The sequence below is a fragment of the Deinococcus grandis genome (assembly GCF_001485435.1).
Classification (GTDB): domain Bacteria; phylum Deinococcota; class Deinococci; order Deinococcales; family Deinococcaceae; genus Deinococcus; species Deinococcus grandis.
The window spans coordinates 1-16,513 of sequence record NZ_BCMS01000004.1 but is presented as its reverse complement, the minus strand read 5'-3'; the positions used below and the strand labels follow the sequence as shown (position 1 = coordinate 16,513).

Below are 16,513 nucleotides of genomic sequence, written 5' to 3'. Positions count from 1 at the left end.
CTGTGCCTGCTGAACTGGCCGCAGGAGGGACCGATCAGTACGGCCAGTTCAATGCACCGCCCAGTCCCGAGCAACTCCGGCGGTATTTCATTCTGGATGACCGCGATCACACGCGGATCGCTTCGAAAAAAGGCAAGCATAATCGCCTCGGATACGCCCTCCAGCTCACGACCTTGCGGTTTTTGGGCACATTCCTCCTCAATCCACTCGATGTGCCCCCCAATGTGTTGCGCTTTGTCGCCCGGCAACTTGGTGTGCAGGCCAAGCAGGTCAAACTTGATCGCTACCGTCAAGGTGAAACCAAATGGGACCACCAGCGGGACATCGGGCAAACGTATGGCTACCGCGTCTTCTCCGAGCCCGCCGTCTGGATCGGCTTGATCCGGTTCCTGATGGCCCGCACCCACTTACAAGCCGAATCTCCAAGCCTCTTGCTGGACCGGGCGACGGCCCGCCTCTACGAACACAACATCATTCTGCCAGGTGTGACCACCCTCTCCCGATTGATTGCCCGGGTGCAGGAGCGCAGTGAGACACAGTTATGTGACCGTCTGGTGGCGCTGCTCAGCCCTGAGCAGCGCGAGCGTCTGGTCACCCTGCTGAGTGTGCCTGAGCGGGCCAAAGTCTCTTCCTTCGAGCAACTCCGCCAAGCCCCGATTTCCATTTCGGCCCAGGGCCTGGTCGGGGCGCTGAAGCGGGTCGAACGGATTCGCCAGGTCGGTGTGCGGACCGTTAACCTACGTTCCTTCCCCACGCAGCGCCTGGACACGCTGTCAAGAATAGGACTGGGGTCGAAGACGCAGACGTTACGAAGGCTGACCTCGTCCCGTCAGTTGGCGGTGTTGCTCGTCACGGTCTCGCGCCTGGAGGCCAGTGCGCTGGATGACGCCCTGACCGTGCTCGACAGCCTGCTGACGGATGTCTTTAACCGGATAGAACGCCAGGACACCGAGCAGAAGCTGGCCTCCTTGCCTTCATTGGAAGAAGCGGCCCGTTCTCAGAACCAGCTGACTCGCTTGTTTCTAGAGCACTTGAAGACGGAGCAGCATGATTTTGATGCTTTTTCACAGCAGGTGTTGACCCTTGTTTCAAAAGATGTGCTGGAGCGGACCGTGCAGGCCATTGCTGAGCTGACCCAACCGACCGCTGATCGGCACATTGAGCAGTTGCTGGCCCGCTACAGCTACGTTCAGCAATTTGTTCCGACGCTGTTGCACACGGTGGGCTTTGAAGCCAACCGCTCCGGTCAGCCTCTGCTGGCCGCTATCAATGCCCTGCGAACCCTGGAGCGCCGGAAGAAAGACCTGTCATCGCTGCCTACCGACTGGATCACCGGCCGCTGGGGAAAGCATTTGAGATCTGCGGCAGGTGAGGTGCAGCGCAGTGCGTACACCCTCGGGGTACTGGAGCAGCTGCACCTGAGCTTGAAGCGCCGCGACCTCTATGTGCCAGCCAGCGACAAATTCAATGACCCCAGGTTGCGGCTCCTCTCGGGGCCGCGCTGGGCGGACCTCAAGGTGGAAGTCTGCCGCAGTCTTGATCTCGACCCTGATCCTGCAGTGGTCCTGGCCCGTCTGGAGCGGCAATTGGATGAGACCTACCACCTCCTGGCCGAACGCCTCCCCGAGAATGCCTCTGCGTCCATTGAGGAGGTGGACGGGAAATCGCGTCTGGTGCTGCAGCTTGATGAAGCGCAGGATGAACCGCCCAGTCTGCGGCAGCTTCACAAAGATGTGGCCGCACGTTTACCCAGGATCGACCTCCCTGACCTGCTCCTGGAAGTTCACCGCTGGACGGGCTTTGCCGATGAATTCCAGCACCTCAGTGAGCGCCGCAGCCGGGTGGAGCACCTGCCCATGAGCGTCTGTGCCGTGCTGCTCTCCGAGGCCTGCAACGTGAGTCTGGACGCCGTCGTGCAACCGGAGCGCGAGGCGCTCCGGTCCAGTCGTCTCTCCTGGGTCAGCCAGAACTATGTCCGGGCTGAAACCATCGCGGCGGCGAATGCTCGTCTGGTGAACTTTCAGTCCACCCTGCCGGACCTACCCGCCTGGGGCCAGGGGTATGTCGCTTCGGTGGATGGCCTGCGCTTTCGAGTGCCTGTGAAATCCATTTACAGTGGTCAGAACCCCAAATATTTTGGCGTAGGCAGTGGTGTCACGTACGTGAACTTTGTGGCCGACCAGTTCACCAGTTTTCACGGCATTGTGGTGCCAGGCACCTTGCGAGATTCGCTGTACGCCCTGGATGGCCTAATTGAACACAACACCACGCTGCGACCCAAGCAACTGATCTCGGATACAGGGGCCTCCTCGTATCTGATCTTTGGGCTATTCAGCCTGCTGGGCTATCAATTCAGCCCAGAATTGGCGAACTTGCCCGAACGCCGCTACTGGCGGCTGAACCCACAGGCCAAGTACGGCGCATTAGACGCCATTGCCACCAACCATATTCAGTCCAAACTGATTACCGCGCACTGGGATGACCTCCTGCGGATTGCTGGATCGTTGGTGACCCGTCAGGTCAGAGCATCTGACCTGATTAAAGTCCTGGGCGTGACGCCCAAAAGCTCGGTGGTGCGGGCCGTAGAACACTTTGGCCGCATTTCGTACACCCAGCATCTGCTGACCTACCACGATGATCCGGTCTATCGCCGGGTCATCGGCACGCAGCGCAATCGCCAGGAGGCCAGGCATAGTCTGGGCCGCGCCCTGTTTCAGGGAGAACGTGGGGAGTTACGGCAACACTACTTGGCCGGGATGGAAGATCAGTTGGGCGCGCTGGGCTTGGTCATGAACGCCATCATCGTCTGGAATTCTAGATACATCGGTCTGGTGCTGGAACAGCTGCGGTCAGAGGGAAAAATGGTCAATCCAGAAGAGGCCAAGCGCCTTTCTCCACTGAAATATGAGCACATCCACCTCAAGGGTCGGTATCACTTCAATCTAGAGGAAACGACCCGTTCCGGAAAATTCAGAAAATTGCGTGCCCCAGGCGACGCTGAAGGCTGATGCACGACCCCCAAAACCCGACTCTCCGCTCCATTACTACCGCAATGCCTATCATCAGGATTCAGCAACAAGGGTGCGAGGGCCACGCCGCCTGGAATCACGGTGACCCGCGCCCGCTCGCGAACATCCTGAGGACGTGCGCCAACGACGCGCTGCTCCACCACTTCACACTGGTCGCCCAGGCGTAAGCGGAGAACCGTGCCCGGTGCAAAGAGGTCAGGCGTGATGGGCCGCGCGCCCGAGTTGGCCACCTTGAGCACCGTCGCGTAGACGTTTCTCGCTTCCTTGCCACCGACGGTCACGCGGACCTGTGAAGGCAGTGTGGAACCCACGATCTGCGCCGCAGATTGAATGGTGGCGTCCAGCCGCAACCGTTGCTGGGCTGATGAAACAATCAGCGGGATGATGCCAAAGGCAATGGTGGCCAGCAGGGCAAGTAACCCAAGAATATTGCCGAGGTTCCAGGGGGAGGCTTTGGGCGCCACCGGCGCGTCCTCAGCCGCCGCGCGCTGAGCGCTGCGGCCCCGACTCATGGTTGACGCCCATCACCGAACACGGTCCTGGCCCTTCTCATGCCATCAGCGTATCCGACTTCACGCCACCCCTGGCAGAAGCCCAGGAGGCTTTGACCGCCGGGCAGAGCGGTCATAGGAGGTGACCCAGAGCAGTGGTGCAAACGGCAGGTCGCCTGCCGGCCGACCTTCGGGCGCCCCCTTATTTCGGCCAGAGACGGTTCATCCACCCGGCCGGGTCGGTGCCCTCACCGCGCACCCGAAGTTCCAGGTGCAGGTGCGGGCCGGTGCTCAGCCCAGTGCTCCCCACCTCGCCGATCTTGTCGCCGCGGCTGACCTTCTGCCCCACCTTCACCGTCACCCGGCGCTGGTGAAAGTACAGACTGGTCACGCCGGCGCCGTGGTCCAGGATGACCAGGCCGCCGCGCACGGGATACATCCCGGCCATGACCACCGTGCCGTCATTGACGGCGCGGACCGCAGTGCCCGCGGGGGCGCGGTAATCCGTGCCGTAGTGGTACTGCACGGGACCGCCCGCCACGTAGGTGCGCGGCTGCCCGAACGCGCTGCTCTGCGCGCGGACCTGGACGGCGTCCTGGAAGGGCTTCGTCCAGACGGGCGGGGTTCGCAGGGCGTACGCGCGCTCCACCGCGGCGTCCTCCGCAGCGCGCGCCGGGTCCTGCAGTTTGCCGCTGATACTGGGCGGGAGGTTCAGGCGCTGGACCGGCTGGGGCAGACCCGCCACGGGGAGGCTGCGGCGCAGCACCTGCCCATCCAGCTCGATCTCGTAGATCAGCGGCGTGGCTTTGCCCAGCAGCACCCGGCCCAGCACGATGAACGTGCCGTTGCCTGCAGGGACCGGCGTGAGGCGCTCGGCGGGCAGGCGCACATCCTCGCCCACTTCACTGGGGAAGTGGACGCGGGCCTCTGCCGCGCGCGGACCCGTGAGGCGCAGCGCGAACGCGTCGCCCATACGCAGGCTGGTCGGCGCGGTGACGTTCACCCCCGGCAGGGCCGGTGCAGGGGGAAGAGGCAAGGGCGAGGCAGGCGCCGGCGACGCGGACGGCGCGGCTTCACCCGGAAGGCGCAGGGTTTGCCCGACCTCCAGGGTGGTGCTGCTCAAGTCGTTGAGGCGCATGAGGTCCGCGACCGTCGTGCCAGAGGCGCGCGCGAGGCTGAAGAGGGTGTCGCCGGGTTTCACGGTGTACGCGCCCGCCACGCTGGTGAGCAGGGCGGCGCTCAGCAGAAGGGCGCGGTGCAGGGGCGTCAGGGTCATGGGTGCCTCACAGGGAATCACAGGTGCGTCTTGAAAAAGGCGATGGACCGGTCCAGCGCCGCTTTCAGGTTGCGGCTGAGGTCGTGGTTGTCGCCTGCGTACGTGTAGAAGGTCACGGGTTGCCCGGCGGCCTTCAGGCTGCTCGCGAGTGACTGCGACAGACTGTAGGGCACGTGTGTGTCTCCGGTCGCGTGGTGCAGCTGGAGGGGCCGGCCCCGGAGGTCGGCCAGGTAGGCGTTCGGGGAGATGGCCCGGTAGGCGGCCGGGTTGCGCTCGGGGCGCCCCAGGGTGGCGAGCAGTCGGGCACGTGGATCGTTAGGGTCGCCGCGGCCCCATTGGGGCAGCGCCTTGAACAGCAGATCGTACGGGCCCACCACGCCCGCCCAGACGACGCCGGCTTTAATGTCAGGACTCACCACCATGGCGCGCAGGGTGATGTGGCCGCCCATGGAGTGGCCCCACATGCCCAGGCGGGCCTTGTTCACGCCTGGGAGGGTTCTGGCAACTTAACCTGAGTGACGCCGGAGTAGCGCAGCAGGTGGCTTGATTCTCAAGCCACCTGCTGCATCGCCTCTCGCAAGCGGAGAAGAGCTGCGGATTGATGGCTTCGTCTGAGGGTGGCGGGAACGGTGGTTCGCGTGTCGATGGAGGTTCGAGACTCGGGCGTGCAGGGCGAGGAATTCTTGTGTTCGTTTCCGGCGCTTGAAGCCCAGTTGGCTTCGTTCTTGCTGCCGGGTGGGTCGGTGAGATTGCTCCACCAGATTGTTACAGCGGGCGGTGGAAACGACCTGAACGTGCTCCACGTCGTGGAGCACAGGAATCTCACGCAGCGCCGCCCCATAGCTCCACAGCTTGTCGGTATGGATCACCTCCGGCACGTCGTATTCCCCCAGGAGGCGGACAAAAAAGGACTTGGCCGCCTGGGTGTCTCGGTGTTCCTGAAGCAGAATGTCCAGCACGTCCCCGTATTCGTCGACCGCTCGCCACAACCAATGCTTGACCCCGCCGACCTTGGCGCAGACCTCGTCCAGATGCCATCGAGAACCCCGCCGGGGTTCTCGATGGCGCAGTTCCTCGGTCAGGAGTGGGGCGAACTTGATGTTCCACTGACGGAGGGTCTCGTGACTGACCTGAACACCACGCTCGTGAAGCAGTTCCTGAACGTCCCGCTGACTGAGGGGGAAGCGGTGGTAGAGCCGCAGGGCATACCCAATGACACTCAGCGGGAATCGATGTCGATAGGGCTTCCGGTCAGTCACAGCTCGGCAGCCTATCAGCGTTAAGTTGCCAGAACCTCACAGACCAAGATGCTGCCCTTTGTCATGCCGCACTGCGTCCAGGACGCCATTCATCGCAAAGTGTCAGGTGCTGAGGCGTTGCGCGCAGTCTGTGCGTGTATCGCGCTTTTTCCTTCTCATTTAACGGTCAGAAGTGTTTTTTCAGTAGGAGATTCATCATCTGTTACATGTGGCGGCATATACGAGAACCGGTTCCCATCCCCATCCTCCCTCCCCATTCCCTTATGCCCACTTGTGGTGCATTGCTCACGTCGTTCCCAATCGTGTAGCCGTAACACGCGCGTTCTCTCGGGTGGCCAGAGTGCGTAAGGCCAGTTCGCGGAGGGTCGCCACGTCGTAGTGGGTGTTGAGTAAGGCGCGGCGTTGATCGTTGTTCATCGTGTGGGTGCGGGTCACCCCTAGGTGATGGAGGAGTCCGTTGAGCTCCTCGACGCGGAGCGTCTCGAGGATGAGGCGCCCAGCGAGGTCCTGCTCCTGTAGCTGAGGCAACCGCTGACGCTCGATGACTTCGTGACTGACTGGATCCAACACGATGAGCCCCCAGGCCTCAGGGAGTAACTGGCGCGCCTCTGCCAGGTGACGCGGCGTCGTAGCCAGAGCGCGCTCCGCAAAGCAGTGGTCGTACATGCGGACCTGGTGTGCTAATCGGCTCAGACTGTCCTTCTCCGTTTTGATCTCGTACCCAATGCTGTGGCCTTCATTTGGCATCACACAGAGATCTGCCCGACCGGAGAAGCCCTCAGCGGACAGGATGTTGATCTCCGGAATGGCCCAGCTGGCTGGATGCAACGCCATGAGTGCCTGCCGGGCCGCGGTTTCATGTAGGCCTCGACCTTCCTGACTGGGTGGCCGTGCCACGCGGAGGTGGTTTACGAGGGTGCAGGGCGTGCCATCCCACTCGAATTCGGGGATGGTGATGTCGTACCAGCCACGTCCACGGTGTTCTACCGTTGCGGATCGGTAAGTCTGCCGTGCATATGCCAACGCTGCAGCGTTCCGAGTTGGGGCGTCAATCTTCACCCGTGTGTAGAACGGCCCCGGCTTCCCACACAACCAAGACTGAGATTGAACAAGTGTCGCTGGCATTCACGCACAGTGGTGGACGCAGGGGTGACGAAGAAGAGCAGAGGCGCTTTATCACACCCTTTCGTTATATGCCGCCAGATAAACTCATTGACATGACCCACCCCCACGACCAGCTCGCCCAGCAGGTCACCCAAGCCCTCCGCGACGCCGACCCCGACACCCTCATCACCACCCTCCACCACGCTGACCTCCTCCAAGGCACCCCCGCCCAGCACATCAGCAACCTCAAACCCATCCTCCACGCCGCCCACCGCGACCACCTCAGCCTCCTCCGCCCCCCACCCGACTTCCACCCCTGGCTCCACACCATCCTCGCCACCAACCTCGACGGCTCAAGCGCCAAACCCAACACCCGCAACGCCCGCATCAGCACCCTCCGCGCCCTCTACAAAGCCTTCCGCCGCCTCGCCCTCCTCACCGGCGACCCCCTCATCGACTTCCAGAACGCCACCGCCGAACGCGCCGACGACCCCCTCCCCACCAGAGACGACCTCGACCGCCTCCTGAAGGCAGCCCACAAAGACCCCGCCCTCCACGCCGCCATCCTCCTCCTCTGGCACCACGCCCTACCTGCGAGCATCCTCCTCCGCCTCAAATGGAGCGCCTTCACCCCCGAAGACGGCACCCTCCTGCGCGGCGACCTCATCACCCCTCTCACCCCCCAGACCGAAGCCGCCCTGACCCGCCTCCACCAACGCGCCGGCTACGACCCCCTCTACCCAGACACCCACGGCCGCACCGAAGACCTCCGCATGTTCCCCTACGACACCCAGGACGCCCTGCGCCTGCGCCTGCGCCAGGTCACCCGTGACGCCGACCTCCCCTTCATTCCCCCAGGCATGATCCGCCGCGCCGCCCTGCGCGACCACCCCGGCACCCCACAGACCCTCGGCTACACCCGCGACAAGGATTACCGAAAAGCCCTCAGGCACGCCCAGAGCATCGTAGACCACAGCCACTTGAGAGACTGACCTTCAAGCCCTGCACCACACCACCCGTCCCCTTGAATCACTCCTTGACCTCATTCGTAGAGCAGAGTTGGCCGCGCCACAGGTTACTGAGGGCGCGCCCGTACAAGGTCATCAACGCAGAACCACACGCCCTCCCGACTGACATGCACGACGCCCAGGTCAATAGAGGTCTGCTGGCGAAGTTCCTCACGGGGGTGGACGTAGTTACGAAAATCACGCACAACGTGCCCCAGTTTTCCCCGCGCCCTGTGAAGCCACCCAGCCTGCTCAGCCACCTGAATAAGATCTGTCAAGGTCCAATCATGGAAGGGTTTTGGTTTACCGCTATCACGCTCTTTCGGAGTGGCCACCTGGATGTTCGCCACACGAGGATCGTCCTGCACAGCAGCCAGGAGCGCCCCTTCGAGGACAGCACCGTAGGCAATCAACGCCATGCGGTGGGCAGGTGTACGGGCCAGAAGTTCCGCTTCATTCCACCGGTCCTCAAGCAAATCGGCCAATTGAGGATTACGGGTCAGGGCATGAAAGGCCGGTGCGGGCAGATCACGTAAAGCCGCAACTGGGGTGGGCGCCGGGAGGACCTTGAGCCGATAGTGATCCGCGTAGACGTGCAGCTGGCCGTCGCGTTCCATTTGAAAGAGCAGTATGCGGCACTGCTCGAAAGGCAAGCCTGTGCCCAGGGCTGCCCCCACCGGAGTAAGGGAAAGCTGCTGGTCGATGCGCGCCAATGCCTGCAACAACCGGCGAAGCAGCCCCCGCGCGTCCTCATCATCGGTCTGCCGAATCAGGTGGGGCACGGCAGTGTGATCTACGATGAGTGGGGCCACGTGAGGTGGGGGAGCGGTCAACCAGCTGTGCAGCGCGGCTCGCGCACCCAACAGAGAAGCCTCGCGTACCCCGACCACCTCAGCAGCCGTACGGGCCTGCGCGGTGGTTCGCACGCGGAACGGCAGACGCTCCTGGGTAGCCTGGAGCCGCATGTAGAGCGTTTCGACCATCCCAGTCCACGGAGGACGGACGTACTGGGGACCGTCGGCACTCCACTCCACAGTGATCAGTTGGTGGTGGAGGACGGTCGCAGCGACCTTGCCGGGTTGCCTGGGTACGGGGCGGAACATACCCCATGATCGCAGGCGCAGCCCAAGCGGGGGCGGGTAGACTGATGGTGTTCCACACAACCGGAGGATCACATGACACGGAAGACTACTGGAAGCAAAGCCGCCACAGCCGCCTCCAAAACACTGCGTGACGGGCGCACGAGTCAGGATTCCAAGTCCGCTGCTGGCAGCGCGCTGTCTCAGGTCAACACGGGCCGCACCACGAGCAAGAAGGCCGCAGAGGCTGCCTCCAATGTGCTCCAGAGCCGTTCCACTGGTCAAACCTCCAAGCGGGCTGCTGGCAGCGCACTGGCACAGAAGCCCCCGGCCAAGAAGCGATAACAGTGGGGCCGCGGCCGCTCCCAGCAACCCCCTCCGGCATGGAAGCTGCGATCAGGCGAGCATTCGGCTAAACATCTTCTTCCACAGGGCGACCGTCGTCTTATCGATCGCCGGAGGTGTTTTGTGCAGCAGGCGACCTTTGAACCCTTTGGCCAGCGTGACTTTCCATCCGGGATCGAGGGTGATGCCGTGCGCCGCAGCGAAGGCTTCCACCTGGTTCACAAGTGGCACAGCAGGGTTATGGGTGTCGGCGAAGAGGTCGGGGGCGTCCCGCAGCATCCGGTCGAGGAACGGCGCCAGAATCTCGAAAGGAATCAGATCCTCGATTTCACCGTCCGGCACGCTGATGAAGTCCGACACGGGAATGAGGCGCTTGGGGCTGCTCTTGTACAGGTCCGCTTTCAGCTGCGTGTGCATGTTTCGGCCGGCCTGGTCGGCGTCCATCACCACGCTGGGCAGATCACCCTCGCGACCGACGAGGAGACCAGTTAGGGGCTTGATGCCCTTGGTGCCGCCGGACGGCACGAAGAGGATTTCCCGAGACGGGCTGATGGACTTGGTGCTCACGAGGTAGTTTTTGATCGCGTTGAGGTAGATCTGGTCCGACACCCCTTCGACGATCACGGGCAGGCACCCCTGGAGGAGCGTGTCGGAGATGCTCAGGCCCAGGGCGGCGTGGACGGCATACACGCTACGCTGCTGCGTGCCGGTGCCCTCGTTGGCGCGCAGGTTCTCACTGGTGACGGTGTAGCCCTCGTCGTCCACGTAGACCACCTTGACGCGCTCGACGTGGTTCGTATCGACCAAGAAGGGGGACTGGGTGGTGTGAATCACTTGGTTGGTCTGGCTGAGGTTCGCGAAGAACGCCGCGAGGTCCCGCTGAGCGAGCGGGTGCAGGCTGTGGCCCGCCTCGTCAAGCAGCAGGATCGCATCGCGGTGCGCGTCGCCGCTTTCCACCAGGAAGACGAGATAGAAGCTCAGGAACCATTGCAGGCCCGTGCTGCGGTTCTCGAGTTCAATCGGATCGCGGCGGAGCTTGTCCGAGACGTAGATGCGGAAGAAGTTGCCGTCCGCGCGGAAGTCGAAATCGTACTCACCCTGTTTCCACCACGCCTTGAATTCCCGGGACAGGCGGGCCATCGCGGAGTGCAGCAGGGCCTGACGGTCCGCTTTGCGCTCGGCGATGGCGTGAACATTCTGTTCCGTGGCCTGATGGGTGGGGAGTTCCTGGCCCATCTCCATGATTTCCTGAGGGTTCAGGCCCACGAACTCGAACAGAACCCGCAGTGTGCGGGCCCGCGCTTCGGCCGTGCCGGTGAGGTCCGTGCGGCGCATGTTCTCAATGGCGTGCGGGAGGAAGATCTCGGAGTCGAGGTTGCCGTAGTTGCTGTAGTAGACGAATTTCGGAATGGCTTTGAGCACGATGTCCTGGACGCCGTTGACCTTGGCGGGGTTCTCGAAGTGCAGGTGCGCGTCACGCACCTGATTCCAGGCGGTCAGAACATGTTTGCGGAACGGACTGTCAGGCAGCGCCGACCAGACGCTGAGTAATCTCGCCGTGAGATCTTTCGTCAGCGGTTCTGTAATGGATTGGCCTTCTGGCAGGGCTTCAGTGGCGTGCGTCAGGACAGTCGTGACTTTTTCCTTGGCATCCTGCAGTTCCGGCGTTCCAGCGTGGCCCTCCTGTACTGCTTGTAATTGCTGTAGGAGAACATTACGGATAAGACCCCACGTAAAGCTCTCGGCCGGTTGCGCGTCGAGAAACTGGATGGAATACGACCCGTCAAAGCGGCGGGACACCCGCACCTTGAGGCTGTCCTTATTCTTAATGAGAGCCTTCTCGGCAATTCTTGCAGTGTCCTCAGCGTTTAATTGGAAGTCGGCTTCAATAAAAGTGTAGTCTTTGAGCTTGTTGCGCGCTTCGGCGAACAGGTGGCGAGGAAGATCGGCGCGGGCGACAATCTCTCCACTTTGTGCAGGGTTCAGGCGCCAGAGGGCCAGCAGGATGTTGCTCTTTCCTGCCTCATTCATCCCTACCAGGGTCGTAACGTCGTCACAGCTAATCCACCCGCTATCCTTCACGCTGCGGAAGTGTTGAACACGGAATTGAAGTAAGGCCATGTCATTCAAGAATACCGAGTAGCGACGGTGGGCGAGGGGTTCCGAACGACATCAGCATCTTCAGGCATGGGCGCCACACGTGCCCAACGAGGGACCACTGGGACGACACTCGGCAACCGGATGGTCCTACCCCAGCCCACGCTTTCGTCATGGAGGCGCGAGCTGGGGTAGGACCGGCACCTGCCCGTTCCCACTTGAGCCTCACTCAGCGCCCCGCTTCTGGAACACTGTCCCTCATGACGACCACGACGACTACCCCCGCACCTTCACGCCCGACCCCGCGCCGTAGTGATGGCGTCGGGCCCTGCTCAGGCTGCTGAGCACCGCTGATGGGGCCGTGGACCCCACACCCTGATGGATACTGGGTCGGTGCGCCTTCCCGCCCCCGACCTCACCACGCCGTCCGCACCACGCACAGGCATCGTCTCGGTGCACGCCACGGCGGACGGCGCGGTGGACGTCTGGCGCCGCGACCCGGTCACCGGTGAGGGGCACGTGCGGCGCACCCGGCAGCGGGGCTGGATCTACGCCCGGACCGTGGACGACCTCCGCCACCTCGGGAACCGGCTCTCGGTCTCCGCTGACCCAGCCCCGCCCGGAGCGGTCTTCCACGCCCAGGACCTCGCCCCGGACAGCCAGGTGGATCCCCGCGCCTACCGCTACCTCCTGAGCGGTCCCAGTCCCCGGCAGCTGGAAGGGGAGATCCAGCGGGGCGCCGTCACCGCCCGCGCCCTGAAGGCGAGACCTGCGCTCGGTGACCTCAGCGGCTACCTGCGCCTGGGGTACGCGGAGCAGTACCTCATCGCGACCCGGCAGACGTACCACCAGGGCCTGACCTTCGATCAGCCCGTCCGCCTGCAGTTCGACCTGGAAACCACCGCCCTGAGCCCCGACGAGGGCCGCCTCTTCCTGATCGCCGTGCGCGACAACCGCGGCCTGGACACCCTGCTCGAAGCCAGGCGCCCCGCGCAGGAGGGCGAGATCATCGAGGCGTTCCTGGCCCTGGTGCAGGAGCGTGACCCGGACGTCATCGAGAACCACTTCATCCATGGCTTCGACCTGCCATTCCTGGCCGCCCGCGCCCGGCGGCACGGCATTCCCTTCCGGCTCGGCCGGTCCGGCGACGGCGTGCCCTGGACCGTTGATGACGGCAGCCGCGTGCCGATGTGGGTCTGCCCCGGGCGGGAGATCCTCGACACGCTCGACGCCGTGCGCCGGTTGAACCTGCCGTCCAGCGGCCTGAAGGCCGCCGCGCGGCACTTCGGCATCGCCCCGGAGGACCGCGTCTACCTTGAGGGCGACCAGATCGTCCAGACCTACCGGGACCACTCGGCCCGCGTGCGGCAGTACGCGCGGCAGGACGTGCAGGAGGTGGACGACCTGGCCCGCATCGTGCTGGCCCCGAGCTTCGCGCTGGCCCGCCTGACGCCCCGCCCGTACCACCGCCTGACCCGCGCCGGGCCCGCCAAGGGCGTGCTCGAACCCATGCTGATCCGCGCATATGTCGAAGCAGGTCGGCCCTTCCCCGCGTCGGAACGGGGGCACCTCGAACCGCACAGGGGCGGGCACGTGCAATTGCACGCCGAGGGCGTCCTGCGGCACGTTGTCAAGGCGGACGTGGCGAGCATGTACCCCAGCATCATCCGCGCCGAGGGCATCGGGCCACGCCAGGACGAGCTTGGCGTCTTCCACCGGATCGTGAGTGACCTGACCACCCAGCGGCTCACCCACAAACGAGCCGCCCGCGACGCCACCCTGAGTGGCCCACAGCGCCGGGAGCATCACGCGATGCAGGACGCCATGAAGCTCGTCGTGAACGCCGCGTACGGGTACCTCGGCGCCGGGCGGCTCGCACGGCTGGGGGACCGGGAGGCTGCCGACCGGGTCACCGCCCGGGGTCGCGCGCTGCTCCAGCAGGTGACGGGCGCGCTGGAAGCCCGGGGCGTGCAGTTGATCGAGTCGGACACCGACGGCGTGTACTTCAGCACCGGGGAGGACACTGGCGAGGCGCAGGAGCGACAACTGATCAGCGAAGTCTCGGCGGGCCTCCCGGACGGCATCACGCTGGAGTTCGACGGCCGCGCGCAGGCCATGCTGAGCCATCAGGTGAAGAACTACGTGCTGCTCCGCTACGACGGCACGCTGGACCTCAGTGGCGCGTCGTTCGAATCCAGCCGGTCCGAGCGGTACGGCACGGCCTTCCTGCGAACGGCGCTGCGGGCCCTGCTGCAGGGTGACGTGCCCGGCGTGCAGGCGGCGTTCGAGGACACGACGACCCGACTGACGGCGCGTGACGTCACGAACGCGGACGTGAGCAGCCGCGTCCGGATGGGCAAGGCGCGCGCCGATTACGCGCAGACGCGCGGCCAGCGTAAGGAAGCGCATCTGGAAGCGGCGTGGCAGGCGGGCCTGGACTTCCGGGTGGGGGACCGCATTGACCTGTACGTCCGCACGGGGGTTGGCCTGAGCGTCCTGACCGACCCGGACGGACGCGATTACGACGCGGGGCACTACCGCGCCGCGCTCGTGCAGAACTACGCCACGCGGCTGCGCAAGGCGCTCGACCCGGCCGACTGGGAGCAGCTGTTCAGTGGGCGCGGCGCCGGACTGTTCGACCGGCCCGTCGCGGAGATGCGGGTACAGTGGCGGCCAGTGGAGGACGCGGCCCGGTAAACCCGGCGCGCACTGGTGTCGGGCACGCGTTCCAGTTCCTGATGGGCACCGGGGTTCTGTCGCTCAACCTGCTTCCCGACCCGCCACTGCCTCGCACCCTGCTTGTCGGGTAGGCCCGCAGGTGCGTGGCGGTGATCCTCGTCCACGTGCTGGAACGCCGCCGCGCGTCACCGCACCTGAGAAGGCGTCTCCGGTCGTGCCGGAGTACGACCGGGCGAGCTTCACAGCCCTGATCTACACGTTGGAAACGTGACTCCACCGGACCTGCCCGGTCACGTCCCGGGGAGCCGTACCGTTGACGGCTTCCCGTCGACGGTTTTTCAACCGTCTTCTTTGTATCGTCCTGATCGGCCTTTTTCCATTTTTTTGCCCGGCACTCTACCGCCTGCCCTGATGGCTGCTCACTCCGGCAAGCACGTCACCAGCCCGCGCTCCAGCGCCAGCAGCGCCGCGGCCGCCGGCACCAGGAACACGTGCCGCACCCGCCCATCCTCCCCCACCACCTGCTCACCCGTCACGTGCATCGGCACCCCCGGGCAAAACCACCGCGTCACTCGCGCCCTAGGCCCCCTCGGCGCATCATTGCAGATCACCGCCAACACCATCCCCGCCTCCACCGCCGCCTGAAAGTGTGCCCGGTAGTTCGCCGCGTCCCCGCCCACCCACCGCGCCGGACGAATCTTCACGCCCCGCGGCACTGGCCAGTCCAGCACCACCTCCGGCAGCTCGGGCGGCCACACCGCCTCGGGACTCACGGTTTCACCTTGGGCTTCACCTTCGGCTCGTAGGCAGCCTCCACCCGGCACCCCGGCCGCCCTTGCAGCGGCAACGCGTACACGCCCACCCCGAACAACTCCGCCACCTCGACGGCCACGTCCGCATCCAGATCCGCCACGTCCAGCACCTCCCCCTCCGCATCCAGCAGCCCCACGCCAGCGCAGCTGCTCACGATCACCGACGCGGCCGCCGGGCAGCACGCCACCACCCGCACCGCCAACGCCCGCACCGCCGCCTCCGTCTCCCCAATCAATGCCCGCTGCACCACCACCGTCCACCGGAACGGCTCCGACCACCCCGTCACGCCGCCAGCAGGACCGCCACGCCCCGCCGCACCTCCCCCCACACCCGCGCCGCATGCACTGCCGGCAGATCCTGCACGCGCGCCACCGCCCCCCGCAACGCCCCGTCCGCCCCACCCAGGCCCTCCAGCGCCAGCAGGTCCTCCAGGGTCAGGGCCATGATCCGGTCCAGTGCACCCAGCACCCCCACATCACCCCAGACCCGCAGCAGCCCGCCCAGCACCTCCCGCGCCAGGGTCCGCGTCAACCACCGCCCATCGTCCGCGCGGGGCACCTCACCCAGCGCCAACCGCACCACGGTCTCCACGGTAGGCACAGCGTCGGTCCGAAGGCCAGGGGCTTGCATCAGTCCTGTGGTCATGCCCTTCACCCTCACTGGCCTGGGGGTGACCCGCCCGGCCCCCCCACTGGGGTCTCACGTTCGTCACCCCCACGCATGGCAGGGCACAGGGCCTGACAGGACGATGGCATCAGCGCTCCGGCGGGCTGAACGAGCACCTCCGGCAGGCATCGCCTCGCCCCCGCACACCCTCCATCCACAGGGTAGGGTGGGAGACGCGGGGCCACTGGTTTGGAGAACTCGACCCGCAGCATCGACGCCGTGACCCTGGGGAGGGACACGGCGTTTCCCCTGTCGTCACCCCTATGCACCCCACCCTACGGGGGAGCGCCCCCGTCAGCGAGGCGCCACTCCATGCGCCAGGGGCAGCATTCCATCATCGCGTCATGCCCCTCGCGCCCGTACAACGGACTGGCATTCCACCCAGCCCATCCCCTACCCACTACGGAGGTCCTCCTATGCTCACCCCGGAACACCCCACCGCACGCATCACCGTCCCCAGTAGGGGTCACGCTAGAGTTGGAACCGTTTTTCCCGCTAATGGTTCATCCGCTAAGTTTCAGCAGGGCGCACACTGGATAGGTATTTCTGGAGGTGCGAGTATGCGTGCATTTGTCCGCGTCCGTTCGCTGACCGCCGAAGAACTCACGACGCTCCAAAAGATGGCAAGGAGCCGCACCTTGTGCGCTGGGCGCGTCAAGCGCGCCCAC

Annotated in this window: 11 protein-coding genes and 2 pseudogenes; 3 read left to right on the top strand and 10 right to left on the bottom strand. The window is 64.7% G+C overall.

All coding sequences use genetic code 11. From position 1 onward, the window contains the following. Positions 1 to 2 precede the first annotated feature (2 nt). Positions 3 to 3,008 carry a Tn3 family transposase gene (locus DEIGR_RS17645; protein WP_083524286.1) on the top strand — a complete coding sequence of 1,002 codons (3,006 nt, stop codon included), beginning with the start codon at positions 3 to 5 and terminating at the stop codon, positions 3,006 to 3,008. Here the strand turns inward: DEIGR_RS17645 and DEIGR_RS20580 are convergent. From DEIGR_RS20580 to DEIGR_RS20575, 5 genes and pseudogenes are all read right to left on the bottom strand, one after another. Then, positions 2,933 to 3,493, bottom strand: coding sequence for a hypothetical protein (locus DEIGR_RS20580; RefSeq protein WP_153013931.1), 561 nt, complete (start codon positions 3,491 to 3,493; stop codon positions 2,933 to 2,935). The genes DEIGR_RS17645 and DEIGR_RS20580 overlap by 76 nt on opposite strands. A gap of 229 nt (positions 3,494 to 3,722) precedes the next feature. Continuing rightward, on the bottom strand, positions 3,723 to 4,796 hold the full coding sequence (locus DEIGR_RS17635; protein ID WP_058979596.1) for a LysM peptidoglycan-binding domain-containing M23 family metallopeptidase: 1,074 nt from the start codon (positions 4,794 to 4,796) through the stop codon (positions 3,723 to 3,725). 17 nt (positions 4,797 to 4,813) lie between these two features. After that, positions 4,814 to 5,284, bottom strand: a pseudogene (locus DEIGR_RS17630) (alpha/beta hydrolase family protein); the annotation flags it as partial. A gap of 62 nt (positions 5,285 to 5,346) precedes the next feature. Next, a pseudogene (locus DEIGR_RS19970) lies at positions 5,347 to 6,055 on the bottom strand (IS6 family transposase). A 285-nt stretch (positions 6,056 to 6,340) separates the two neighbouring features. After that, positions 6,341 to 6,889, bottom strand: coding sequence for a sce7726 family protein (locus DEIGR_RS20575; protein WP_058979593.1), 549 nt, complete (start codon positions 6,887 to 6,889; stop codon positions 6,341 to 6,343). Between the two features lie 383 nt (positions 6,890 to 7,272). On the opposite strand from DEIGR_RS20575, the gene DEIGR_RS17615 reads away from it, so the two are divergent. After that, a complete protein-coding gene (locus DEIGR_RS17615) occupies positions 7,273 to 8,151 on the top strand; it encodes a hypothetical protein (protein ID WP_058979591.1) in 879 nt (292 codons plus the stop codon). An 83-nt stretch (positions 8,152 to 8,234) separates the two neighbouring features. Here the strand turns inward: DEIGR_RS17615 and DEIGR_RS20570 are convergent, their stop codons facing one another. Together DEIGR_RS20570 and DEIGR_RS17605 are read right to left on the bottom strand one after the other, a co-directional pair. Further along, a complete protein-coding gene (locus DEIGR_RS20570) occupies positions 8,235 to 8,948 on the bottom strand; it encodes a hypothetical protein (RefSeq protein WP_153013929.1) in 714 nt (237 codons plus the stop codon). 693 nt (positions 8,949 to 9,641) lie between these two features. After that, positions 9,642 to 11,711, bottom strand: a complete 2,070-nt coding sequence (locus DEIGR_RS17605) for an AAA family ATPase (RefSeq protein WP_083524283.1) — start codon at positions 11,709 to 11,711, stop codon at positions 9,642 to 9,644. A 369-nt stretch (positions 11,712 to 12,080) separates the two neighbouring features. Here DEIGR_RS17605 and DEIGR_RS17600 point away from each other — a divergent pair, with 369 nt between their 5' ends. Then, a complete protein-coding gene (locus tag DEIGR_RS17600; protein ID WP_153013928.1) occupies positions 12,081 to 14,384 on the top strand; it encodes a ribonuclease H-like domain-containing protein in 2,304 nt (767 codons plus the stop codon). A 401-nt stretch (positions 14,385 to 14,785) separates the two neighbouring features. On the opposite strand, the gene DEIGR_RS17595 is transcribed toward DEIGR_RS17600, so the two are convergent. From DEIGR_RS17595 to DEIGR_RS17585, 3 genes are read right to left on the bottom strand one after another with little or no spacing between them, the layout of a single operon-like run. After that, positions 14,786 to 15,139 carry a hypothetical protein gene (locus tag DEIGR_RS17595; protein ID WP_058979585.1) on the bottom strand — a complete coding sequence of 118 codons (354 nt, stop codon included), beginning with the start codon at positions 15,137 to 15,139 and terminating at the stop codon, positions 14,786 to 14,788. Next, on the bottom strand, positions 15,136 to 15,465 hold the full coding sequence (locus DEIGR_RS21530; RefSeq protein ID WP_058979582.1) for a hypothetical protein: 330 nt from the start codon (positions 15,463 to 15,465) through the stop codon (positions 15,136 to 15,138). Before DEIGR_RS21530 ends, DEIGR_RS17595 begins: the two co-directional genes overlap by 4 nt. Next, positions 15,462 to 15,770, bottom strand: coding sequence for a hypothetical protein (locus tag DEIGR_RS17585; protein ID WP_160329963.1), 309 nt, complete (start codon positions 15,768 to 15,770; stop codon positions 15,462 to 15,464). Before DEIGR_RS17585 ends, DEIGR_RS21530 begins: the two co-directional genes overlap by 4 nt. Positions 15,771 to 16,513: the final 743 nt, after the last annotated feature.